Annotated in this window: 20 protein-coding genes; 14 read left to right on the top strand and 6 right to left on the bottom strand. The window is 72.3% G+C overall.

Features of this window, described 5'->3' with window-relative positions; genetic code table 11:
* The first annotated feature begins 110 nt into the window (after positions 1-110).
* The 9 genes from ahcY to secA all read left to right on the top strand — a co-directional run bounded on the left by ahcY (position 111) and on the right by secA (position 12,957).
* Positions 111-1,541 (top strand): adenosylhomocysteinase, encoded by a 1,431-nt coding sequence (gene ahcY / locus E4623_RS00480; RefSeq protein ID WP_134764569.1) that lies wholly within the window; start codon positions 111-113, stop codon positions 1,539-1,541.
* Between the two features lie 238 nt (positions 1,542-1,779).
* Positions 1,780-2,493 carry an MtrAB system response regulator MtrA gene (gene mtrA / locus E4623_RS00475; protein ID WP_134764568.1) on the top strand — a complete coding sequence of 238 codons (714 nt, stop codon included), beginning with the start codon at positions 1,780-1,782 and terminating at the stop codon, positions 2,491-2,493.
* A gap of 3 nt (positions 2,494-2,496) precedes the next feature.
* The gene (gene mtrB, locus E4623_RS00470) at positions 2,497-4,149 is read left to right on the top strand and encodes an MtrAB system histidine kinase MtrB (RefSeq protein ID WP_134764567.1); all 1,653 of its coding nucleotides are present in this window, start codon (positions 2,497-2,499) and stop codon (positions 4,147-4,149) included.
* 80 nt (positions 4,150-4,229) lie between these two features.
* On the top strand, positions 4,230-5,960 hold the full coding sequence (locus tag E4623_RS00465) for an LpqB family beta-propeller domain-containing protein (protein WP_167736407.1): 1,731 nt from the start codon (positions 4,230-4,232) through the stop codon (positions 5,958-5,960).
* A 90-nt stretch (positions 5,961-6,050) separates the two neighbouring features.
* Positions 6,051-6,800, top strand: coding sequence for a phosphoribosyltransferase family protein (locus E4623_RS00460; RefSeq protein ID WP_134764565.1), 750 nt, complete (start codon positions 6,051-6,053; stop codon positions 6,798-6,800).
* 391 nt (positions 6,801-7,191) lie between these two features.
* Entirely contained in the window at positions 7,192-7,818 is a 627-nt protein-coding gene (gene raiA / locus E4623_RS00455) for a ribosome-associated translation inhibitor RaiA (protein WP_134764564.1), read from the top strand.
* Between the two features lie 179 nt (positions 7,819-7,997).
* Positions 7,998-8,690, top strand: coding sequence for a response regulator transcription factor (locus tag E4623_RS00450; protein ID WP_167736406.1), 693 nt, complete (start codon positions 7,998-8,000; stop codon positions 8,688-8,690).
* A 107-nt stretch (positions 8,691-8,797) separates the two neighbouring features.
* Positions 8,798-10,000, top strand: coding sequence for a crosslink repair DNA glycosylase YcaQ family protein (locus E4623_RS00445; protein ID WP_245154758.1), 1,203 nt, complete (start codon positions 8,798-8,800; stop codon positions 9,998-10,000).
* Positions 10,001-10,104: 104 nt separating this feature from the next.
* A complete protein-coding gene (gene secA / locus E4623_RS00440; RefSeq protein WP_134764563.1) occupies positions 10,105-12,957 on the top strand; it encodes a preprotein translocase subunit SecA in 2,853 nt (950 codons plus the stop codon).
* 263 nt (positions 12,958-13,220) lie between these two features.
* On the opposite strand, the gene E4623_RS00435 is transcribed toward secA, so the two are convergent.
* Together E4623_RS00435 and E4623_RS00430 are read right to left on the bottom strand one after the other, a co-directional pair.
* Positions 13,221-13,718 carry an Rv3235 family protein gene (locus E4623_RS00435; RefSeq protein WP_134764562.1) on the bottom strand — a complete coding sequence of 166 codons (498 nt, stop codon included), beginning with the start codon at positions 13,716-13,718 and terminating at the stop codon, positions 13,221-13,223.
* A 12-nt stretch (positions 13,719-13,730) separates the two neighbouring features.
* Positions 13,731-14,396 (bottom strand): LysM peptidoglycan-binding domain-containing protein, encoded by a 666-nt coding sequence (locus tag E4623_RS00430; RefSeq protein ID WP_134764561.1) that lies wholly within the window; start codon positions 14,394-14,396, stop codon positions 13,731-13,733.
* A 97-nt stretch (positions 14,397-14,493) separates the two neighbouring features.
* On the opposite strand from E4623_RS00430, the gene E4623_RS00425 reads away from it, so the two are divergent.
* Complete coding sequence (locus tag E4623_RS00425; protein WP_134764560.1) at positions 14,494-15,027, top strand: hypothetical protein; 534 nt, start codon at positions 14,494-14,496, stop codon at positions 15,025-15,027.
* A gap of 214 nt (positions 15,028-15,241) precedes the next feature.
* Here E4623_RS00425 and E4623_RS00420 read toward each other — a convergent pair whose 3' ends face one another.
* From E4623_RS00420 to E4623_RS00405, 4 genes are read right to left on the bottom strand one after another with little or no spacing between them, the layout of a single operon-like run.
* Positions 15,242-15,580, bottom strand: coding sequence for a sec-independent translocase (locus E4623_RS00420; protein ID WP_134764559.1), 339 nt, complete (start codon positions 15,578-15,580; stop codon positions 15,242-15,244).
* A gap of 9 nt (positions 15,581-15,589) precedes the next feature.
* On the bottom strand, positions 15,590-16,753 hold the full coding sequence (locus E4623_RS00415) for an Mrp/NBP35 family ATP-binding protein (RefSeq protein ID WP_134764558.1): 1,164 nt from the start codon (positions 16,751-16,753) through the stop codon (positions 15,590-15,592).
* A 12-nt stretch (positions 16,754-16,765) separates the two neighbouring features.
* Positions 16,766-17,368, bottom strand: coding sequence for a DUF1003 domain-containing protein (locus E4623_RS00410; protein WP_134764557.1), 603 nt, complete (start codon positions 17,366-17,368; stop codon positions 16,766-16,768).
* Entirely contained in the window at positions 17,361-18,644 is a 1,284-nt protein-coding gene (locus E4623_RS00405) for a CBS domain-containing protein (protein WP_134764556.1), read from the bottom strand. Before E4623_RS00405 ends, E4623_RS00410 begins: the two co-directional genes overlap by 8 nt.
* A 94-nt stretch (positions 18,645-18,738) precedes the next feature.
* Here E4623_RS00405 and E4623_RS00400 point away from each other — a divergent pair, with 94 nt between their 5' ends.
* From E4623_RS00400 to E4623_RS00385, 4 genes are all read left to right on the top strand, one after another.
* Entirely contained in the window at positions 18,739-19,227 is a 489-nt protein-coding gene (locus tag E4623_RS00400; RefSeq protein ID WP_134764555.1) for a hypothetical protein, read from the top strand.
* A 124-nt stretch (positions 19,228-19,351) separates the two neighbouring features.
* A complete protein-coding gene (locus tag E4623_RS00395; RefSeq protein ID WP_134764554.1) occupies positions 19,352-20,740 on the top strand; it encodes a phospholipase D-like domain-containing protein in 1,389 nt (462 codons plus the stop codon).
* Between the two features lie 7 nt (positions 20,741-20,747).
* A complete protein-coding gene (locus E4623_RS00390; protein ID WP_134764553.1) occupies positions 20,748-22,322 on the top strand; it encodes a methyltransferase domain-containing protein in 1,575 nt (524 codons plus the stop codon).
* A gap of 10 nt (positions 22,323-22,332) precedes the next feature.
* The gene (locus tag E4623_RS00385) at positions 22,333-22,545 is read left to right on the top strand and encodes a DUF6752 domain-containing protein (protein WP_134764552.1); all 213 of its coding nucleotides are present in this window, start codon (positions 22,333-22,335) and stop codon (positions 22,543-22,545) included.
* The last annotated feature ends 32 nt before the right edge of the window (positions 22,546-22,577 follow it).

The raw sequence follows: 22,577 nt of genomic DNA, 5'->3' as shown, positions 1-22,577 counted from the left end.
ACCCCGGTATCACAGGGGTGTGGTGCTCCAACGATTCTTCGTACGGCGATGCGCAGTCCTAGCCTTGTACCACGCGCTTCATCCGCATCGAACAGCACACAGGAGCACCCGTGGACTTCAAGGTCGCCGACCTCTCCCTGGCCGACTACGGCCGCACCGAGATCCAGCTCGCCGAGCACGAGATGCCCGGCTTGATGGCGATGCGCGAGCGCTACGGCGACTCCAAGCCGCTGGCCGGCGCGCGGATCGCAGGCTCGCTGCACATGACGATCCAGACCGCCGTCCTCATCGAGACGCTCACCGCGCTCGGTGCCGAGGTCCGCTGGGCCTCGTGCAACATCTTCTCGACCCAGGACCACGCCGCGGCCGCCGTCGCGGTCGGCCCGAACGGCACCGTCGACGCCCCCGCCGGCGTCCCGGTCTTCGCCTGGAAGGGCGAGACGCTGGAGGAGTACTGGTGGTGCACCCAGCAGATCCTCGACTGGCCCGGCGACACCTTCGCCAACATGATCCTCGACGACGGCGGTGACGCGACCCTGCTCGTGCACCTCGGCCTCGACATGGAGAAGACCGGCGTCGCGCCCGACCCGGCCTCGGCCAAGAGCCACGAGCAGAAGGTCATCTTCGACGTCCTCAACGCCTCGCTCGCCGAGAACCCGACGCGCTGGACCCCGATCGCCGCCGAGATCAAGGGCGTCACCGAGGAGACCACCACCGGCGTGCTGCGTCTCTACGACATGATGAAGGAGGGCTCGCTGCTCTTCCCCGCCATCAACGTCAACGACTCGGTCACCAAGTCGAAGTTCGACAACAAGTACGGCTGCCGCCACTCGCTCATCGACGGCATCAACCGCGCCACCGACGTCCTCATCGGCGGCAAGGTCGCCGTGGTCTGCGGCTACGGCGACGTCGGCAAGGGCTGCGCGGAGTCGCTGCGCGGCCAGGGTGCGCGCGTCATCGTGACCGAGATCGACCCGATCTGCGCGCTGCAGGCCGCCATGGACGGCTACCAGGTCGACACCCTCGACAACGTCCTGGCCATCGCCGACATCATCATCACCGCGACCGGCAACAAGGACGTCGTGACCGTCGAGCAGATGTCGCGGATGCGCCACAACGCGATCCTCGGCAACATCGGCCACTTCGACAACGAGATCGACATGGCCGGCCTCGAGGCCGACGGCGTCGCCGTCCGCAAGAACGTCAAGCCGCAGGTCGACGTCTGGACCTTCCCCGCGGGCAACGCGATCATCGTGCTGTCCGAGGGCCGCCTGATGAACCTCGGCAACGCCACCGGCCACCCGTCGTTCGTCATGTCGAACTCGTTCACCAACCAGGTCCTCGCGCAGATCGAGATCTTTACCAAGCCCGAGGAGTACCCGGTCGGCGTCTACGTGCTCCCGAAGCACCTCGACGAGGAGGTCGCCCGCCTCCACCTCGACGCGCTCGGCGTGAAGCTGACCACGCTCAGCACCGACCAGGCCTCCTACCTCGGCGTGGCCGTCGAGGGTCCTTACAAGGCCGAGGCGTACCGGTACTGACCGAGTGCGGCCGAGCTCGCGAGGCCGCGCCCAGCAGCACCTCGTCAGCCTGAAGCCGAACGCCACCACGGAACCCGTGGTGGCGTTCGGCTTTCCGGTTCCGGGGTCTCGTCGGCGCCCGCTCGTGCCTGCTTGCTCGACCTCCGGTGGTGCTCGGGTCGCCGGCTCCGGCCCCGCTCGCTCGACCACCGGGGTGCACGTTCCTGGCGCTCAGCGGCCCGGTGACACAATGGGGTCCATGACAGAGCCGTCGAACGACCTCGCGACCAACGGTCGCGTGCTGGTCGTCGACGACGACGCGGCCCTGGCCGAGATGTTGTCGATCGTGCTGCGGCAGGAGGGCTTCGACTCGCGCACCGTCAGCCGGGGCGACCGGGCCATGGAGGCCTTCCGCGACTACCGGCCCGACGTCGTGCTGCTCGACCTGATGCTGCCCGGCCGCGACGGCATCGACGTGTGCAAGGAGATCCGCGCCGAGTCCGGCGTCCCTATCGTGATGCTCACCGCCAAGGGCGACACCGTCGACATCGTGGTGGGACTCGAGTCCGGTGCCGACGACTACGTCGTCAAGCCGTTCAAGCCGAAGGAGCTCGTCGCGCGGATCCGGGCGCGGGTGCGCCGCAAGGAGACCGCCGGTCCGGAGCAGACCGACGCGCTGGCGATCGGTGACCTCGAGATCGACGTCGCGGGGCACGCCGTCAGCCGGGCGGGGGAGCCGATCGGGCTGACGCCCCTCGAGTTCGACCTGCTCCTGTGCCTGGCGCGCAAGCCGTGGCAGGTCTTCACCCGCGAGATGCTGCTCGAGAAGGTGTGGGGCTACCGGCACGCCGCCGACACCCGCCTGGTCAACGTGCACGTGCAGCGCCTGAGGTCGAAGGTCGAGCACGACCCCGAGCACCCCGAGATCGTGGTGACCGTCCGCGGGGTCGGCTACAAGGCCGGCAAGGCCTAGGACGTGTGGGCCCCGCGGGTGCCGTCGCGTCTGCGCCGGGCGCCCACCTTCTGGCGGCGCTCCATCCAGGCCCGGGTGGTCGCAAGCACCCTCGTCCTGTCGGCGGTGGTGATCAGTGCGGTCGGGTGGTACCTCCTGCGCCAGACCCGCGACGGACTGCTCGAGAACCGCGTGGACGCCGTGCTCGCCGAGTCGGCCTCGGCCACCCGCGACGCGCAGGGTCGGCTGCAGGCCGCGCCGGCCGGTGGCACCGACGCCGCCAGCCAGGTCCAGGACCTGGCCCGCGAGATCATCGGGCGCGCCGACACCCGTGGCTACCAGGTCGTCATCACCGGCCCGGTCGACGCCGGCGTCCCGCTCAGTGACGCGGTCGCGACCTACAGCGCCGGCCTCGACGTCGTCGCGACCCTGCCGGCCGCGCTGCTCGACCGGATGTCGGCGGTGGGCGCCGGGCCGGCGTGGACCTACACCGAGGTCATCTCGGCCCGCACCGTCGAGACCGACGTCATCAGCGACGAGGCCGAGGACGGCTCCGTCCCCGGGATCGTCGTCGCCTCCCAGCTCCGGCTGCCCGCCGACGGGCGCACCTACGCCCTCTACGTCGTCTACCCGCTCGCGGAGGAGCAGGAGACGCTCGGCCTGGTCACCCAGGCCCTGCTGACGGCCGCCGTCCTGCTCCTGGTCCTGGTGGCCGGCATCACCTGGCTGGTCACCCGCCAGGTCGTGACGCCGGTCCGGCTCGCGCGTCAGGTCGCCGAACGCTTGGCCGCCGGCCGGCTCCAGGAGCGCCTGCGGGTCACCGGCGAGGACGACCTCGCGCGGCTCGCGACGTCGTTCAACCAGATGGCGAGCAACCTGCAGCGCCAGATCCGGCAGCTCGAGGAGCTCAGCCGCGTGCAGCGCCGCTTCGTCTCCGACGTGTCCCACGAGCTGCGGACGCCGCTGACGACCGTGCGGATGGCCGGCGACGTCCTGCACGACGCGCGCTCGAGCTTCGACCCGGGCACGGCTCGCGCCGCCGAGCTCCTCCAGACCGAGCTGGACCGCTTCGAGACGCTGCTCGCCGACCTCCTCGAGATCAGCCGGTTCGACGCCGGCGCCGCCGTGCTCGACCTCGAGGACGTCAACGTCGGCGACGTGGTGCGCCGCGTCGTCGACTCGACGAAGGTCCTCGCCGAGCAGCGCGGGGTCCGGATCGCCGTCGAGGACGCCGACCGGGCCTGCCTCGCCGAGGCCGACGCCCGGCGCGTCGAGCGGATCGTGCGCAACCTGGTCACCAACGCCATCGACCACGCCGCCGTCGGCGGCCGCGACCCCGGCATCGTGATCCGGCTCGGCGTCGACGACGACGCCTCGGCCGTCGCCGTCCGCGACTACGGCGTCGGGCTCGAGCCGGGGGAGTCGGCGATGGTGTTCAACCGCTTCTGGCGCGCCGACCCGGCCCGGGCCCGCACCAGCGGCGGCACCGGGCTCGGCCTCTCGATCGCGCTCGAGGACACCCACCTGCACGGCGGCTGGCTCCAGGCCTGGGGCCGCCCGGGGCGCGGGGCCCAGTTCCGCCTGACCCTGCCCCGCCGCAGCGACCACGCCCTGCGCCGGAGCCCCCTCCCGCTGCAGCCCGACGACGCCGACGACCGCGACGAGGTGACCGCATGAGCCCCCGGCGTCCCTCCCGGCGTCCCTCCCGGCGCCCCTCCCGGCGCCCCTCCCGGCGCCCCTCCAGGCGGTGGCCGGCCGTGCTGCTCGCGCTGGTGTGCCTCCTGCCCGTGACGGCGTGCACCGGCCTGCCCGACTCGGGTCCCGTGGTCGAGGCCGGCACCGAGTCCCAGGTCAACGAGCGCGAGCCCGACGAGGTGAACGCCGTCCCGCCCGTCGCCGACGCCACCCCCGACGAGATCGTCCTTGGCTTCCTCAAGGCGATGACCGCCTGGCCGACCGACACCGAGGTGGTCCAGCAGTACCTCGCCACCTCGGCCGCCGGGGAGTGGGACCCCGGCGCCGCGACCATCACCTACGTCGGGCAGCCGCTGCCGCGCGAGGACAACCTGCGCTTCACCCTCACCCTCAACGACGCCGAGCGGATCGGCCGCGACGGCGTCTGGGCCGGCCGGCTGCCCCCGGAGGAGCAGGAGCTGGCCCTCGACCTGACCATCGAGGACGGCCAGTACCGGATCCTCGACCCGCCGGACGCGCTGGTGGTGCCCGACTCGTGGTTCGCCCAGCGCTTCCAGGTGGCCTCGCTGTACTACTTCGACCCGAGCGGCCGGATCCTGGTGCCGGAGCCGATCTACGTGCCCCGGGGCGAGCAGCTGACCTCGACGATCATCGCGCGGCTGCTGGCCGGTCCCGGTCCCGACCAGCGGCGGGTGATGCGGTCCTTCGTGCCCCCCGGCCTACGGGTCGAGGTCTCCGTCCCGGTCTCCGCCGACGGCGTCGCGACGGTGCCGCTCGTCGGGGAGGCCGGCGTCCAGACGGGGGAGTCGGTCGAGCGGATGCTCGCCCAGCTCGCCTGGACGCTGCGCCAGGACCCGACGATCGACGCGGTGCGGGTGACCCTCAACGACCTGGTCCTGGCCGGTCCCGGTGGTCAGGAGGAGTACCGCGTCAGCGACGCCGACCGGTTCGACCCCGCCGGGTCGCCGGCGACCGACGGGCTCTTCGGGATCCGCAACGGGGCCCTGGCCGAGCGCGACGGCAACGAGCTGGTCCCGGTGGTCGGCCCGTTCGGCACCGGCCAGCTCGCGATCGAGAGCGCCACGGTCGACATCGCCGGCGACGCCGCCGCCGGGGTCACCGCCGGGGGCAGCCTGCTGGTCGTCGCGCCGATCGTCGAGCCCGAGGAGGGTGTGGCGGTCCCGGTGCGTCGTCCCCTGCGCGGCACCGACCTGCTGCGCCCGACCTGGGACTTCGCCGGACGGATCTGGACCGTCGACCGCACGAGCCGCGGCGCCGTCGTCCGGGTCGTCAGCAACGGCCGGGCCCGGCGCCTGGACGTGCCCGGTGTCAGCGACCGCGACGTCCGGTCGTTCCTGGTGTCCCGCGACGCCACCCGGTTCGTCGCGGTCGTGCGCGAGCCGGCCGGCGACGAGCTGCGGATCGGCCGGATCGAGGTCGACGACCGCGGCGCCCTCGACGGAGTCGCCCGGACCGAGCAGATCGCGGTCGAGTCGGGCTCCGGCATCCGGATCCGTGACATCGCCTGGACCTCGCCGACCACGATCGCGCTGCTGAGCCCGCTCGACCCGGGCGCCATCTACGACGTCCGGGTGGTCAGCGTCGACGGGTCGCCGGCCAGCTCCGAGCCGCTCGCGGGCCCCCTCACCGACCGGGTGCTCGGGCTGGCGGGCACCCCCGTGACGGGCCTGCCCATCTACGGGCTCACCCGGAGCGGGCTGATCGACCTCAGCGACCGCAGCACCTACGGCTTCGTGGGCGACCCCGCGACCGGCATCGGCTACGCCGGCTGAACCGCGCGCGGCGCGCGGGTCACCCCGGCCCGTCCACAGGTCCCCGCCCGCCGGTGGCGGACCGACGGGCCGGGCTGGTGCGATGACCGGGTGATCGGGCTGCGCGACGCCACCCTCGACCTGCTGCTCGGCGGCACCTGCGTCGGGTGCGGCCGACCCGGCCGGGTGCTGTGCCCGGCGTGCCTCGCGGGGCTGCCCGCCGGAGCGGTGCCGTGCGCGCCGTCGCCCCCGCCGGCCGGCCTGGCGCCGGCGTACGCCGCCGCCCGCTACGAGGACGTCGTGCGCGAGGTCGTCGCAGGACACAAGGAGCGCCGCCTGCTCGCGCTCACGCCGGTGCTCGGACGACTCCTGGCGCAAGCGGTGGCCGCCCTCCTCGGCGACCGGCTCAGGACGCTCGGCCCGGCCCCGGTCGTGCTGGTCCCGGTGCCGTCGCGGGCGGGCGCCGTCCGGGCCCGCGGGCACGACCCGACCCGGGCCGTCGTCGTCCGGGCCGCCCGGCACCTCGGCGCGGACGTCGTCCCGCTGCTGCGCTCGCGGGTCGGCGTCGTCGACCAGGCCGGCCTCGACCTCGAGCACCGGCGCGCCAACCTCGCCGGGTCCATGGCCTGCCGCCCCGGCCCGCTGCGCGCGCTGGCCCGGCGCGGCACGCCGGCGCACGTGGTCGTCTGCGACGACGTCCTCACCACCGGCAGCACCGCGCGGGAGGCCCAGCGCGCCCTCGAGGCGGTCGGGGTGGTCATCGCCGGGATCGCGTGCGTGGCCGCCACGCCGCGGCGCGCCGCCCCGTCCTCAGCGCCTTCACAGCCACCGGATGTTCCACCGGGTGTGGCCACCCACTAACGTCTGTGTATGGAGTCCGTCCGGGTCCGTGGTTGCGTCGTCCGGGGTGTCCACCCCGCACGGCTAGCCGATGCCAGTCGCAGGCGAAACGGCCCACGTAACTCGGTGCCCGGTGCCCCTGGCGCCGTGCACACCCCCGCCCCGGCGGGGGCACGAGGATCACGGTGCGGCTTAGAGGTAAGTCCTGCCCCGTCCCGGCCGTCACATGCGGTCAGCCCACGCCGGTCCGCCGGCGCGGGCGTCGGGAGAAGGCCAGTAGTGGCAGAGAAGCTGCGAACGTCTCAGCAGGCGGTTGTGGGGTCGAAGACCAGGTCGGCCGGACGGACTCCAGCTGTACCGACAGCGTCAGCTGTCGCACCCTGAGAAACCAGCTGCTAGCGGGAGGTTCACCATGGATGTTGTCGTCACCGGTCGACACTGCGAGATCACCGACGCATTTCGGGGGCACTGCGCCGAGAAGCTCGAGAAGCTCGAGAAGCACGACCACCGGATCATCCGGGTCCACGTCGAGGTGGAGTGCGAGCCCAACCCCCGCCAGCACGACAAGTCCATCCACGTCGAGCTCACCGCGTTCTCCAAGGGCCCCGTGGTCCGCGCCGAGGCGGCCGCCGACCACCAGATGGGTGCGCTCGACCTGGCCCTGGACAAGATGGCCTCGCAGATGCGCCGCGCCGCCGACCGGCGTCGCGTGCACCGCGGCCGTCGGGCACCGGTCTCGGTCGGGCAGGCCCTCGCCGACGTCGTGCCCGACCTCACCGACCCCGCCGACGACGGCGCCGCCGACGACACCCAGGACCGCTCGGTCGGACCGATCGACGTCACCGGCGACGGGCCCCTCGTCGTCCGTGAGAAGACCCACCCCGCGACCCCGATGACGCTCGACCAGGCCATGTACGAGATGGAGCTGGTCGGCCACGACTTCTACCTCTTCGTCGACAAGGAGAGCGAGCGACCGGCCGTCGTCTACCGCCGGCGCGGCTACGACTACGGCGTGATCTCGCTGGACCTGGAGTCCTGAGCCCGTCCGGCGGCCGGCCGGTCGCCGGCCGCCGGACCCTGTCCACATGCTGTCCGTCTGCTGTCCCTCTCCTGTCCGCCTGCTGTCCGCCCAGCCGCCCGACACCTGTCCGCCGGTGGGGCGTCGACGCGCGGCGGGAAGCGCTGACGACCTGACCGTCGCCGTGCGATGATCCGGGGGTGGCGGACGTCGTGGGGACAGGGGCAGCGGCCGATCGCGAGCCGATCCGGGTGCTGGTCGTCGACGACCAACAGCTCTTCCGCCGGGGGCTGACGATGCTCCTGGCCGTCGAGCCGGGCCTCGAGGTCGTCGGCGAGGCCGGTGACGGCGTCGAGGGCACGCAGCTCGCCGAGACGGCCGCACCCGACGTCGTCCTGCTCGACGTGCGGATGCCGAAGCGCTCCGGCATCGAGGCGTGCCGCGCGATCAAGGAGTCGGTCCCGACCGCCAAGATCATCATGCTCACCGTCTCCGACGAGGAGGCCGACCTCTACGAGGCCGTCAAGAGCGGCGCCTCGGGCTACCTGCTCAAGGACTCCTCCATCGAGGAGGTCGCCCAGGCGATCCGCGTCGTCGCCGACGGCCAGTCACTGATCAGCCCGTCGATGGCGATCAAGCTGATCGACGAGTTCAAGCAGATGTCGCGCCCCGAGCGGGAGACCGGTCCGGCGCTGCGCCTGACCGAGCGGGAGCTCGACGTCCTGCGGCTCGTGGCCCAGGGCCACAGCAACAAGGAGATCGCGGCGCGGCTGTTCATCAGCGAGAACACCGTCAAGAACCACGTGCGCAACATGCTCGAGAAGCTCCAGCTCCACTCCCGCATGGAGGCCGTCATGTACGCCGTCCGCGAGAACCTCCTCGAGCTCCCGTAGCTGGAGGCCGGTGGTTTCGACGGCGCTCGACCTCCGGTGGTGGGCTCGCGCTCGGTCGTGCGGCCGTGCTCGGGGGGACTGTCCCCGGCGTCCGGTAGAACGGTGCCGTGACCCCACGACCGCAGTCGCTCTCGCGGGCCCAGGCGCGGCGGATCGCGCTGGCGGCGCAGGGATTCCTCGACAAGCCGCACGACCCGCCCACGATGCGCACCCTCGCGCGCACCCTCGACCGCACCGGCGTGCTGCAGGTCGACTCGGTCAACGTGCTGGCGCGGGCGCACTACATGCCGCTGTACTCGCGGATGGGGCCCTACGACCGGTCCCTGCTCGAGCGGGCGTCGTCCGGGCGCCGGGAGCGGCGCCTCGTGGAGTACTGGGCGCACGTGCAGGCGTTCATGCCCGTCGAGCTGTGGCCGGCGATGGCCCACCGGCGCGACCACCACCGCGAGCGTCGTGGCAAGTGGTCCTTCGTCGCCGAGGACGACGCCCTGGAGGCCCGGCTGCTCGCCGAGCTCGCCGAGCGGGGTGCGTGCACCGCGCGCGACCTCGACGACGGGCTGCCGCGCAGCAAGGACAACTGGGGCTGGAACTGGTCGAGCACCCGGCGGATGCTCGACTACCTGTGCTCCGCCGGCGTCGTCGCGATCGCCGGGCGCACCAAGCAGTTCGAGGTGCTCCACGACCTGCCCGAGCGGGTGCTGCCCGACGCCGTCCTCGCCGCGCCCGACCTGACGACCGCGGAGCAGCACCTCGCGCTGGTGCGCCGCGCCGCGCTGTCCCACGGCGTCGCGACGGTGCGCTGCCTGGCCGACTACTACCGGATGAGCACCGACGACACCGCGCGCGCCGTGGCGGTCATGGTCGAGGCCGGTGAGCTCGAGCCGGTGACGATCGAGGGCTGGAAGCGTCCGGCCTACCTCCACCGGGACGCCCGTCGTCCGCGGGCGATCGGCGCCCGGGCCCTGCTCAGCCCGTTCGACCCGGTGGTGTGGGAGCGCGAGCGCACCGAGCAGCTCTTCGACTTCCACTACCGCATCGAGATCTACACCCCGGCCGAGAAGCGGGTCTACGGCTACTACGTGCTGCCGTTCCTGCTCCGTGACGAGCTCGTCGGCCGGGTCGACCTCAAGGCCGACCGCGCCACCGGCCGGCTGCTGGTCAAGGGCGCCCACGCCGAGGACGGCGCGCCCGACGACACCGCCGCCGAGCTGGCCGCGGAGCTGCACCGGATCGCCGGGTGGCTGGGCCTCGGCGACGTCGTCCTCGACGGCGGGGGAGACCTCGCTCCCGAGCTCCTCACCCACCTGTGACGCGGCACCGCGGCACCGCGGAACGGGGTGCTGGCCCCGATCGTTAGGATGGTCGACGGCCGTGCCGACGCACGCGCACCCCCGAGCTCCAGGAGTCCACCGACGTGCCCGCGATCATCGACAAGCTCCTCCGCATCGGCGAGGGCAAGACCCTGCGTCAGCTCGAGGCCGTGGCCAAGGCGGTCAACGCCATCGAGGACGAGTTCAAGAAGATGAGTGACGCCGAGCTGCAGGGCATGACCGGCGAGCTCAAGGAGCGGCTCGCCGGAGGCGCCACGCTCGACCAGATCATGCCCGAGGCCTTCGCCACCGTCCGGGAGGCCTCGCGCCGGGTCACCGGCATGCGGCCCTTCGACGTCCAGGTCATGGGTGGCGCGGCGCTGCACCTCGGCAACATCGCCGAGATGAAGACCGGTGAGGGCAAGACCCTGGTCGCCGTCCTGCCGTCGTACCTCAACGCGCTGGCCGGCAACGGCGTCCACGTCGTCACCGTCAACGACTACCTGGCCAAGTTCCAGTCCGAGCAGATGGGCCGGATCCACCACTTCCTCGGCCTGACCGTCGGCGTCATCCTGCCGTCGATGCGCCCCGCCGAGCGTCGCGTGGCCTACAACTGCGACATCACCTACGGCACCAACAACGAGCTCGGCTTCGACTACCTGCGCGACAACATGGCGGGCTCGATCGAGGAGTGCGTCCAGCGTGGCCACGCCTTCGCCGTCGTCGACGAGGTCGACTCGATCCTCATCGACGAGGCCCGGACCCCGCTGATCATCAGCGGTCCGACCCAGGACGAGGTGAAGTGGTACGGCGAGTTCTCCAAGATCGTCGCGAAGCTCACCATCGACGAGGACTACGAGGTCGACGAGAAGAAGCGCACCATCTCGGTCCTCGAGCCCGGCATCACCAAGGTCGAGGACCACCTCGGCATCGAGAACCTCTACGAGTCGGTGAACACGCCGCTGATCTCGTTCCTCAACAACGCGATCAAGGCCAAGGAGCTGTTCCGCAACGACAAGGAGTACGTCGTCATGAACGGCGAGGTGCTCATCGTCGACGAGCACACCGGCCGCATGCTCGCCGGTCGCCGCTACAACGACGGCCTGCACCAGGCCATCGAGGCCAAGGAGGGCGTGACCGTCCGCGAGGAGTACCAGACCCTCGCCACGATCACCCTCCAGAACTACTTCCGCCTCTACGAGACGCTCTCCGGCATGACCGGCACGGCCATGACCGAGGCCTCGGAGTTCGACAAGATCTACGGCCTCGGCGTCGTCCAGATCCCCACGAACCGCCCGATGGTGCGTCAGGACCAGGCCGACCTCGTGTACCGCACCGAGGAGGCCAAGTACGACGCCGTCGTCGACGACATCGCCGAGCGGCACGAGAAGGGCCAACCGGTCCTGGTCGGCACCGTCTCGGTCGAGAAGTCCGAGCACCTGTCCAACAAGCTCAAGGGCCTCGGCATCCCGCACAGCGTGCTCAACGCGAAGGTGCACGCCGACGAGGCGCAGATCGTCGCCCTCGCCGGTCACAAGGGCGCCGTCACCGTCGCCACCAACATGGCCGGTCGCGGCACCGACATCATGCTCGGCGGCTCGGTGGAGTTCCTCGCCGACGCCGAGCTGCGCAAGCGGGGCCTCGAGCCGACCGGCGAGACCGCCGACGAGTACGAGGCCGCCTGGCCCGGGATGCTCGACGAGATCAAGGCCCAGGTCAGCACCGAGCACGACGAGGTCCGCGAGCTCGGCGGCCTGTACGTCGTCGGCACCGAGCGGCACGAGTCGCGACGCATCGACAACCAGCTGCGCGGTCGCTCGGGGCGTCAGGGCGACCCGGGGGAGTCCCGGTTCTACCTGTCCCTCGAGGACGAGCTGATGCGGCTGTTCAAGTCCGAGTGGGTCGACCGCGTCCTGACGATGCTGAAGATCCCCGACGACGTCCCGATCGAGAACAAGCGGGTCACGAACGCGATCGCCAACGCCCAGGGCCAGGTCGAGTCGCAGAACTTCGAGTCCCGCAAGAACGTCCTCAAGTACGACGACGTCATGGACCGCCAGCGCAAGGTCATCTACAGCGAGCGTCGCGAGGTGCTCGAGGGCGCCGACATCGAGGAGCAGATCCGCGGCTTCGTCGACGACGTCGTCGAGGGCACCGTCCGCGGCTCCCTCGAGGAGTTCGCCGAGGAGTGGGACCTCGAGCAGCTGTGGACCGACCTCAGGCAGTTCTGGCCGGTCTCGCTCGACCGTGAGGCGCTGGTCGCGGAGGCCGGCGGCAGCCAGAGCGACCTCGACAAGGAGGAGCTGATCGCCAAGCTCCAGGTCGACGCGCAGGCTGCCTACAACGCCCGCGAGGAGGAGGTCGGCCCCGAGGTCATGCGCGAGCTCGAGCGCCGGGTCCTGCTGTCGGTCCTCGACCGCAAGTGGCGCGAGCACCTCTACGAGATGGACTACCTGCGTGAGGGCATCTACCTGCGCGCCTACTCGCAGCGCGACCCGCTCGTGGAGTACCAGCGCGAGGGCTTCGACATGTTCGCCGCGATGATGGACGGCATCAAGGAGGAGGCGGTCGGCTTCCTCTACAACCTCGAGGTCCAGGTCGAGGAGGGCGACGACGCCGACGACGACGAGGTCGTCTTCGAGGACGAGGTCGAGGAGCCGCTGCGCCGCGAGCTGCCGTCGGAGGCCCAGCCCGCAGAGGCCCCGGTGCTCACCAAGCAGGCCCCGCTGGTCAAGGCCAAGGGGCTCGAGAAGCAGGCCCTCCCGGCGAACCTCAAGCTGTCGGCGCCCGACGAGGACGGCGAGGTCGTCGAGTCCGGTGACCTCGTCACCGCCGGGGACGACCCGTACGCCGGGATCGGTCGCAACGCCAAGTGCCCCTGCGGCTCGGGCAAGAAGTTCAAGCAGTGCCACGGTGCCCCGGGCGGTCCGACCGGGATCACCGCGCGCATCGGCTGACCCGTACGTCGTCGACGGCCACCAGACCCACCGGGTCCGGTGGCCGTCGACGTTCGCGGGCAGCCAACGCCGGCCCTCGAGGTCGAGCGAGCGAGCGTCCGCGAGCGCCGACGACACCTGGCGGCGACGGCTACCCGACCCCCCAGGTCGGGTAGCCGTCGACCTCGTAGCGTCTCGTCACGCGGGTCACGACCTCGTTCCTCGGTCGTGCCGCTTGCTCGACGACCTCCGACGAGGCTGCCCTCGTGCCTCGGGCAGCGTCGTCACGCGAACTCCAGGGCGGTGCAGAGCCAGCGGTCGCCCCGCCGCTCGAAGCGCGCGGCGACCGCGCGCGAGCGCTCGCCGTAGCGCACGTGCACGCCCACCTCGGCCACGTCGACCGCGGTGAAGCAGCTGTGCACCGACTGCACCCGGGGCCGCACCGGTTGCACCCGGGCGACCCCAGGAGTGTGCCCGCCGGCGCGGGCCACGAGCATCGCGCGACGCTCGAGGTCCTGCTGCACCTCGCGGCTGGTCCACCGCAGCAGCTGGCTGGCCGGGCGGTCGCCGCCGACGATCTCGACGGCGGCCTGGGCGAAGCGGTGCGCCCACCGGTCGACGTCACGGCGTCGGCGCAGGTCCGGTCCGGGCACGGCGGGCGGGTCCAGCCGCGGCTGCAGGTCCAGGGCCAGCGTGCCCTGCACCGCCGTGAGGGGCGCCGGCACCCGGAGGGGCACCACGTTGTCGTGGAACGGACTGGTGCGGTGACGGGTCGTCGCCACGGTGGTCTCCTCTCAGTGGTCCGGACGCCGCTCGGGCGCCCGGAGGTGCAGGCCGGGATGGATCAGGTCGGGGTCGGGTCCGACGGCGTCCCGGTTGGCCGCGTACAGGGCGGCGGTGGCGCGGGCGACGGCGGCGTCGTCGGCTGCTGCGGGGGCGATCCGCGATCTCGCGATCGACCACAGGCTGTCGCCCGGCCGGACGACGACTCGTCCGGCCGCGGGCGCCGGGTCGGACCGGTCGGCCCGTCCGGCAGGAGGGGCCGGTGGGCGAGCGGGTCCGCTGGGGCGGTCGGGGAGCGGCAGCCCGTCGAGGGACGGCGGCGCCGCGGGTGCCGGCGCCGGAGCGTGGGCGCCGTCGGAGGCCTGGCCGGGGGCCGCCGTCAGCACCGCGAGCCCGCACGCGACGAGGACCGCGCGGGCCGCCCACGCCGGGACGCCCCGCAGCGGTCGGGCCGGGCCCGGCCGCGCCCCGGCCCGGAGCACCTGCGCCAGGACGACGGTGGTGACCACCCACGCCCAGCCGGCACAGAGCGCGAGCGCCACCGTGGCGACGTCGACCAGGACGAGGTCGAGACGGGCGTCGAGGTCGACGCCGGCCGCGGCCCAGCCGGCGGTCACCGCCGTGAGGGCCGCCATGCTCGCCCACACCAACCCACCGCGCAGCGCCCTTAGCGACATCCCGAGAACCTCTGTGTTTGCGTTCGTTTGCATCACTCAACGCTTGTTGTCATCGGTCGTCAAGGGTTCCTCCACAGGCCCGGGCTAGGGTCGGGCGATGGGGTGGGAAGCCGATCTCTTCGGGGTGCTCGACGACCTCGAGCAGCAGGCCGAGGCGATGTACGACGCCGAGCGGGCGCCGGAGCTCGCCGACCGGTCCCGGGCCGAGTACCAGCAGGTGCCGCTCGCGACCCGCCTGATGTCCTCGGTCGGACGCGAGGTGACCCTCCACGTCACCGGACTCGGTGTCCTCGCCGGACGCCTCGACCGGGTCGCCCACGACTGGTGCCTGGTCGCCGGCCCGACCGGCGACTGGATCCTCCCGCTCGCGGCCGTGGCCGCCGTCGACGGCGCCTCCGACCGGGCGGTGCCCCAGGTCGCCTGGTCACCGCTCGCCCGGCTCGGCCTGGGATCCGCCCTGCGTCGGCTCGCCGACGCGGGGGAGCGCTGCGTCCTGCACCGGCTCGACGGCGCCCGCCACGACGGCGCCCTGCGCCGGGTCGGTCAGGACTTCGTCGAGATCGTCGTCGGCGAGCCGCCGCACGTGACGTTGGTGGCCTTCACCGCCCTGGCGGCCGTGCAGAGCCGCTGACCGGTCCCGAGGGTGCCGGCCTCGCCAGGGCGGCTGAGCAAGCGGGATTCAGCGCGCCGACAGGCCCCAGCGGCGACGGTGACCGGCGGTGGTGGCTCGGCCTCGGTGGGTCAGGGGGTCTCGACACGCGGGTCGCGGCTTCGTCCCTCAGCCGCGCCGCTCGCTCGACCACCTTCGACGAGGGTTCGCACTCGCTTCGCTCGCGCGACCCTCGTCAGGTCGCGTCGGTGTCGAAGGGGGGAGCCTCGTGCTGGAGCAGTGGGCGGGCAGAGCGCTTGCTGCGGGGCTGGGCGGCCTCGTCGCCGGCGTCCTCCATCGCCTCGATGATGTGCTTGCGCACGATCGCGCGGGGATCGAGGTCGCGCAGCTCGAGGTCGGCGTACTCCGGCCCCAGCTCGTTGCGCAGGTCGTCGCGGGCGGAGTTGGCCAGGGTGCGGACCTTCCGGGCCAGCGCACCGGCCTGCCGGGCGAGCTCGGGCAGCTTGTCGGGGCCGAAGACGAACACCGCGACGAGGGCGAGGACCGTCAGCTCCGGCAGGCCGACCCCGAACACGTCAGGCCCTCAGAACCGGTTGCTCGGGGTGAGGCCGAGCTGCATGCCGGCGAGACCGCGGCTGCGGCCCGACAGCTGGTCGGCGATCGCGGTCAGCTCGAGCGCGGCCGGGGCGGTCGGGTCGGCGTCGACGATCGGCTTGCCGACGTCGCCACCCTCGCGGAGCGAGACGTCGATCGGGATCCGGCCGAGCACCGGGACGTCGTAGCCGAAGCGCTGGCCGAGGGTCGTGGCGACCCGGTCGCCACCGCCCGAGCCGAAGATCTCCAGGCGGTGCTCCTTGCCCTCCGGGGTGCAGTGGGGGCAGGGGAGGTGGCTCATGTTCTCGACGACGCCGACGACGCGCTGGTGCATCATCGAGGCCATCGTGCCGGCCCGCTCGGCCACCTCGGCCGCGGCCTCCTGGGGGGTCGTCACGACCACGACCTCGGCACCCGGCAGGTGCTGGCCCAGCGAGATGGCGACGTCGCCGGTGCCCGGCGGCAGGTCGAGGAGCAGGACGTCGAGGTCGCCCCAGTAGACGTCGGACAGCATCTGCACGAGTGCGCGGTCGAGCATCGGACCACGCCACGCCACCACCTGGTCGCGGCGGGGCTTGAGCATCCCGATCGAGATCACCGACACCCCGGACGACGTGGGCACCGGCATGATGAGGTCGTCGACCTGGGTGGGGCGCGAGTCGGCGACACCGAGCATGGCCGGCACCGAGTGGCCGTAGATGTCGGCGTCCACGACGCCCACCTTCAGCCCCTGCTTGGCCATCGCGATCGCGAGGTTGACGGTGACCGACGACTTGCCGACGCCGCCCTTGCCGCTGGCGACGGCGAAGACCTTCGTGAGGTTGCCGGGCTGGGAGAACGGGATCTCGCGCTGCGCCTGCCCACCCTGCAGGACCTCCTTGAGGCCCGCACGCTGCTCGGCCGTCATCACGCCGAGCGTCAGGTCGACGTCGGTGACCCCGGCGACCCGGCCGAGGGCGGTGTTGACGTCGCGGGTGATGGTGTCCTTGAGGGGGCAGCCGGCCACGGTGAGGAGCACCGTGAGGCGCACCAGCCCGTTGTCGGTGATCTCGACGGTGTCGACCATCCCGAGCTCGGTGATGGGCCGCTTGATCTCGGGGTCCTGCACGGTCGCCAGGGCGGCGTCGACCTGCTCGCGAGTGGGTGAAGTCATGGTGGTCCCAGTCTAGGTTCCGGGTGGTCCCGGACGGTCGGCGGCGTCGTCGTGACCCGGCCCACGCCCGGGTCCGACCTCGCGCGCCGCCTCCCGGGCGACCGCCCGCGCGGTCTCGGTAGTGCGCTCGTCGAGCTCGGCGAGCAGCGAGCGCAGCTCGGAGCGCACGTAGTCGCGGGTCGCGACCTCACCGACCGCCATCCGGAGCGAGGCGACCTCGCGGGCCAGGAACTCCATGTCGGCGTGCGCCCGGGCGTTGGCCTGCCGGTCCTGCTCGTTGATCACCTTGTCGCGCTGCTCCTGCCGGTTCTGCGCGAGCAGGATCAGCGGGGCGGCGTACGACGCCTGCAGGCTGAGCATCAGGGTCAGGAAGATGAACGGGTAGCCGTCCCACTGGGCGCTCGAGGGCACCAGGGCGTTCCAGCCGACCCACAGGACGACGAAGAGCGTCATGTAGGCCAGGAACGTCGCGGTCCCCATGAACCGCGCGAACTGCTCGGCGAAGACGCCGAACGAGTCGGAGTCGTAGGCCGGGCGGCGCACCAGCTGGCGGCGGTTGTCGCGCGGGGTGTCGAGCCGCTCGCGGCGCTCGGGCCGCTCGGGACGCTCAGCCACGGCGTCCGCCCTCGCTCAGGCCGCGGTCGCGCCAGTTGGCCGGCAGCATGTGGTCGAGCAGGTCGTCGACGGTGACGGCACCGAGCAGGTGGCCGTTCTCGTCGACGACGGGCGCGCAGACGAGGTTGTACGTCGCGAGGTGCGCGGCGACCTGGTCGATCGTGGCTTCCGGGCGCAGGTTCTCCATCGACTCGTCGAGCGCGCCGGCGACCAGCGTGGACGGCGGCTCGCGCAGCAGCCGCTGGATGTGGGCCACCCCGATCAGCCGGCCGGTCGGCGTCTCGAGCGGCGGGCGGCAGACGTAGACCAGCGCGGCCAGCGCCGGGGTGAGGTCCGGGTTGCGGACCAGGGCCAGCGCGTCGGCGACGGTGGCGTCGGTACCGAGCACCACCGGCTCCGGCGTCATCATCGCGCCGGCGGTGTTCTCGACGTACGACATCAGCCGGCGGACGTCCTTGGCCTCCTCGGGCTCCATCAGGTCGAGCAGGATCTCGGCGGTCTCCGGCGGGAGGTCGGCGATCAGGTCGGCGGCGTCGTCGGCCGACATCTCCTCGAGGACGTCGGCGGCCCGCTCCGAGTCGAGGTGCTCGAGGATCTCGACCTGGTCCTCCTCCGGCATCTCCTCGAGGACGTCGGCGAGCCGCTCGTCGTCGAGGGCGGCCACCACGGCGGCGCGACGCTCCGGGGGCAGGTCGTGGATCATCGTGGCCGCATCGGCCGGGCGCATCTCGTTGAGCGCGTGCAGCAGGGCGGTCGCCCCCTGCGTGTCGCCGCCCGGGCGGGTCAGGCCGTGGACGTCGCGCCACTCCACGACGTGGGTCTGACCGCGGCGGCGCAGCGCCTTGGCCGGCTCCTGGACGGCGACGCGGCTGAGCACCCAGTCGCGCGTGCGGCCCTGCTCCATCGCGACGTCGTAGATGGTGCCGGTGATCGTGCCGCCGCCGCCCGGCCCGCCCGGTCCGCCCGGGATCGTCACCTGCCGGTCGAAGAGCTGTCCCACGACGAGCGTCTCGGTCGAGCGCTGCTCGAAGCGACGCATGTTGAGCAGGCCGGTCGTGTAGACCTGCCCGGCGTCGACGTTGGTGACCCGGGTCATCGGCACGAAGATCCGGCGCCGCCCGAACACCTCGCCGACCAGGCCCAGCACGCGGGGCTGGCTCGCCTCGGAGCGCATCGCGACGACGAGGTCGCGCACCTTGCCGACCTGGTCGCCCTGGGGGTCGAAGATCGGCAGACCCACCAGACGGGCGACGTAGACGCGCGCGGGACTGCTCACGTTGTCGCACGCTACCCGGGGACGACGGTCCGGACGACGCGACGGTCCGAGCGAGGTCACGGCGATCGGCGTGAACGGGACCTACACTCCATCCATGGCGCTCACCCCGACCCTCCCACCGCGCGCCGGCGCCGCGCTCGTCGCGCTGCTCCTCGCCGGCGTGGTCCTGACCGGGTGCGGCTCGGACGACGACGGCGACGCGACCGGGCCCACGTCCGGCTCCCCGTCCTCCTCGACGGGCGACGCGCCCAGCGACACCGCCAGCGCCACCGAGGGACCCGACGACACCGCCGCGCCGACCGAGACCGGTGAGCCGACGACGTCGGCGGTCCCGGTCCCCGAGGGCACCCCGACCTGTGCCGACGTCTGGGTCGCCGGCGCGACCCTGCCGCGCACCTACTCCGGCTGCGCCGAGGGCGAGACCCTCGTGGCGGCCGACCGGCTCGGCTGCTCCTCGGGCCAGCGGATCGTCCGCTACGCCGACCGCTTCTACGCCGTCGCCGGCAGCGACATCACCGAGACCTCGGGTCCGCTGGCGCAGGACCCCGACTACGGCGACGCCGTGGCCCGGTGCCGTGGCTGACACCGGAATTTTCCGATCGGGAGGACTTGACACACAATCTCCCACCAGTGCCCGTCCGTCCCGGACCGGCACCGAACGACACCCGACCCGATGGGATCACCTGGCTGTGGCCAAACTTCTCGCGTTGATCGTTGCCGTCGCAGCGCTCTCGGTACCTGCCTCCCAGACGTCCGCGAGTGCGACCCCGGACCCGGGCGGGAAGGGCGAGCGCGGCACCTTCAAGAGTGCCGAGCCCGACACCTTCCGGACCCCCACCCCCGACAACTTCAACCCCCGCCCGGGCGCGACGTTCAACAGCCCGCTCGGCGGCGTGACCGAGCGGCGCTCGATCTTCCGCAAGATCGTCCGGTCGATCGACTCCACGCCCAAGGGCGAGCAGATCAACTTCTTCACCTGGAACTTCCTCACCAGCGAGGGCACCGACGCGCTGCTGCGCGCCCAGGGCCGCGGCGTCCGGGTGCGTCTCCTCATGGACAACCGCAACAACGTCGAGGTCCCCAACCAGCCGTTCCGGCGGCTGAAGGCCGAGCTCGCCAAGAACAACAAGAAGCGCAAGGACGGCGTCCGCAGCTGGGCCCGCGTCTGCAAGGGCTCCTGCCGTGGCGGCACCGGGTCCTCGCACTCCAAGTTCTTCATGTTCTCCAAGGCCGGCAAGGTCCCGCGCGTCGTCATGCAGGGCTCGGCCAACCTGACGCTGGCCTCGACCAACAACCAGTGGAACGACATCTACACCCACACGCGGAGCAAGAACGTGTGGAAGTTCTACGCCAAGATCTTCCGTGAGTCCTCGAGGGACCGGCGGGCCGCCAAGCCGTACGTCACGCAGCGCTTCGAGAGCGGTTTCCGGCTGATCCAGTTCCCGATGGCCACCTCCAAGGACCCGGTCATGCAGCTGCTCAACCAGGTGCGCTGCTCGGGCGCGAAGAACACCGCCTCCGGCCGCACCCGGATCCGGATCGCTCCCGACGTGATCCGGCAGGACCGCGGCATGCGCCTGGGCAAGAAGGTCCGTGCCCTGTGGAACAACGGCTGTGACATCCAGATCGGCTACACCGTCCTCGGCATCGACGTCGGCCGGATGCTGCGTGCTCCCGGCCCCCGCGGTCCGGTGCCCATGCGTCACCTGGTCCAGGACGTCGACGACGACGGCGAGTTCGACAACTACTTCCACCTCAAGGCGATGTCGGTCGTCGGCAAGCTCGGCAACGACGCCTCCGCGTACGCCGTCCTGAACGGCTCGGCGAACTGGTCCGGCCTGTCCGCGGTCAGCGACGAGAACCTCGGCATCTACCGCAGCAAGCGCGACACCCAGCGCTACGAGTCCCACATCCAGTACTGGTACGGCCGCTTCGGCGGCGCCAGCGCGCGGACCGTGCCGAGCTTCCGCGGCGCCACGACGCCGCCGTCCGGCGACCACCTCGTCTTCGGCTCCGGCGCGAACGCCGTCTACGAGGACGGGACGCCCTACAGCACCACCGGCGTCGACCCGTACGCCAACATGACCGGGAACTAGGGACCCGGTGGTACGACTGGGTCCCGCCGTCCGGATCCGGCGCGTCGACGACGACGGCGTCTCCCTCCTCGTGGGGGACGACCGTCCCGTCGACGTCTGCTTCGACGGACGGCGGGTCTGGACGTTCTGGAGCCGGCGCGACAGCGACCCGGTCGGGGCCGACTGGATCCGCGGGCCGTGGCCGCTGCGGCACGCGGCGTGGCCCAAGCCGCTGCGCGGGCACCTCAACGGCAGCAGCCGGGTGAGCGTGCGTGACTCGGTGACCGGTCGGGTCCTCCACGACCGGCGGCTCACCCTCGGCGACGGCGAGGGCACCATCGCGGTGGAGAACCGTCGCGGTGTCGAGCTGGGCATCGACAAGTCCGGCCGGCTGGTCCCGACCTTCGCCACCCGCACCGAGCGCGACATCGACGCGCTGCTCGACGCCACGGACGCCGTCCTGGCCGCGCTGCGCGAGACCGGCGTCGAGCCGTTCATCGCCTACGGGACGCTGCTCGGCGCCGTTCGGGAGGGCCGGGTGCTCGGTCACGACTCCGACGCCGACCTCGGCTACGTCAGCCGGTTCACGACGCCGGTCGAGGTCGCGCTCGAGTCCTACCGGATCCAGCGCCACCTCGCCGAGCGCGGCTACGCGATCGCGCGCTACAGCGGGGCGTCGTTCAAGATCTCGGTCACCGAGGAGGACGTCACCCGCGGCCTCGACGTGTTCGGCGGCTTCTTCGACGGGGGCCGCCTGCACCTGATGGGCGAGATCAACACGCCGTTCGAGCCGTCGTGGATCAGCCCCCTTGGCACCGCCCTGCTCGACGGGCGACCGATGCCCGTGCCGGCGCGACCGGAGAAGCTGCTCGAGGCGATGTACGGCCCCGGCTGGCAGGTGCCCGACCCGGCGTTCAAGTTCACCACGCCGGCCCACACGATCCGCGCGTTCGACGACTGGTTCCGCGGCACCCAGCCCGGCATCCGCTACTGGGACCGGCGCTCGCACCACACCAAGCGCAAGCCGCCCCGCGCGGAGCCGAGTGCCCTGGGACGTCGCGCCTCGGTCATCGCGCGCGACATCGGCGCGACCGAGGTGCTCGACGTCGGCGCCGGCCGCGGCCGCGACAGCATCTGGCTGGCCCGCCAGGGGCTCGCGGTCACCGCCTACGACTACGTGCCGCGCGGCCTCGACCTGGTGGCGGCGCAGGCGGAGGCGGAGTCGCTGCCGCTGGAGGTCCGCCACCTCAACCTCACCGATCGGCGCTCGCTGTTCGCCGAGGGCGCGCGCCTGGCCCACCGGCCCGGCAAGCGGGTGGTCCTCGCCCGGCACGTCGTCGACGCGACGTCGTCCCACGGCCGCGAGTCGCTGGCGCGATTGTGCTCGATGGCGCTGCGCGAGGGGGGTCAGCTGCTCGCCGAGTTCCACCCGGCGGTCGTGGAGCGCGGGGAGCCGGACCCCACGCGCGAGGAGTGGATGCTCGGTCGTCCCGACGTCGACGTGTTCGTCGCGCTGCTGCGCGACGCCGGTGCGAGGAACGTTAGGGTCATCCACCGGAAGGGTCCCGCCCGTCCGGTCGTGCGAGTCGTAGGAGTGTGGTGACGTGGTGCAGGTGAGTGATCTCCGACCCGGGGGCTCGCGAGCGACGATCAAGCGTCTCGAGGAGCGGGTCGCCGACCTCGAGACCGACCTGACCGAGCTGCGCCGGCACCAGGTGCGCCTCGCTGAGCTCGCCGACGTCGTCCAGGAGCTGCTCGTGCCGCTGGCCACGCGCGACGAGGCCGCCGTGGCGGAGGCGATCGAGCGGTTCCAGAGGTCGCTCTAGTGACCCACGGGGCCACCGGCGACGGGGGCGAC

Origin of the sequence: Nocardioides sp. 1609 (assembly GCF_004522105.1) — a bacterium.
Classification (GTDB): Bacteria; Actinomycetota; Actinomycetes; order Propionibacteriales; family Nocardioidaceae; genus Nocardioides.
This window is presented reverse-complemented; position numbering and strand designations above follow the sequence as displayed.

Coding starts and splice junctions, on each gene's coding strand:
- E4623_RS00425 (WP_134764560.1), top strand. CDS start 14,494: ATGGGGTGGGAAGCCGATCTCTTCGGGGTGCTCGACGACCTCGAGCAG.
- E4623_RS00430 (WP_134764561.1), bottom strand. CDS start 14,396: ATGTCGCTAAGGGCGCTGCGCGGTGGGTTGGTGTGGGCGAGCATGGCG.
- mtrA (WP_134764568.1), top strand. CDS start 1,780: ATGACAGAGCCGTCGAACGACCTCGCGACCAACGGTCGCGTGCTGGTC.
- raiA (WP_134764564.1), top strand. CDS start 7,192: ATGGATGTTGTCGTCACCGGTCGACACTGCGAGATCACCGACGCATTT.
- E4623_RS00415 (WP_134764558.1), bottom strand. CDS start 16,753: ATGACTTCACCCACTCGCGAGCAGGTCGACGCCGCCCTGGCGACCGTG.
- E4623_RS00400 (WP_134764555.1), top strand. CDS start 18,739: ATGGCGCTCACCCCGACCCTCCCACCGCGCGCCGGCGCCGCGCTCGTC.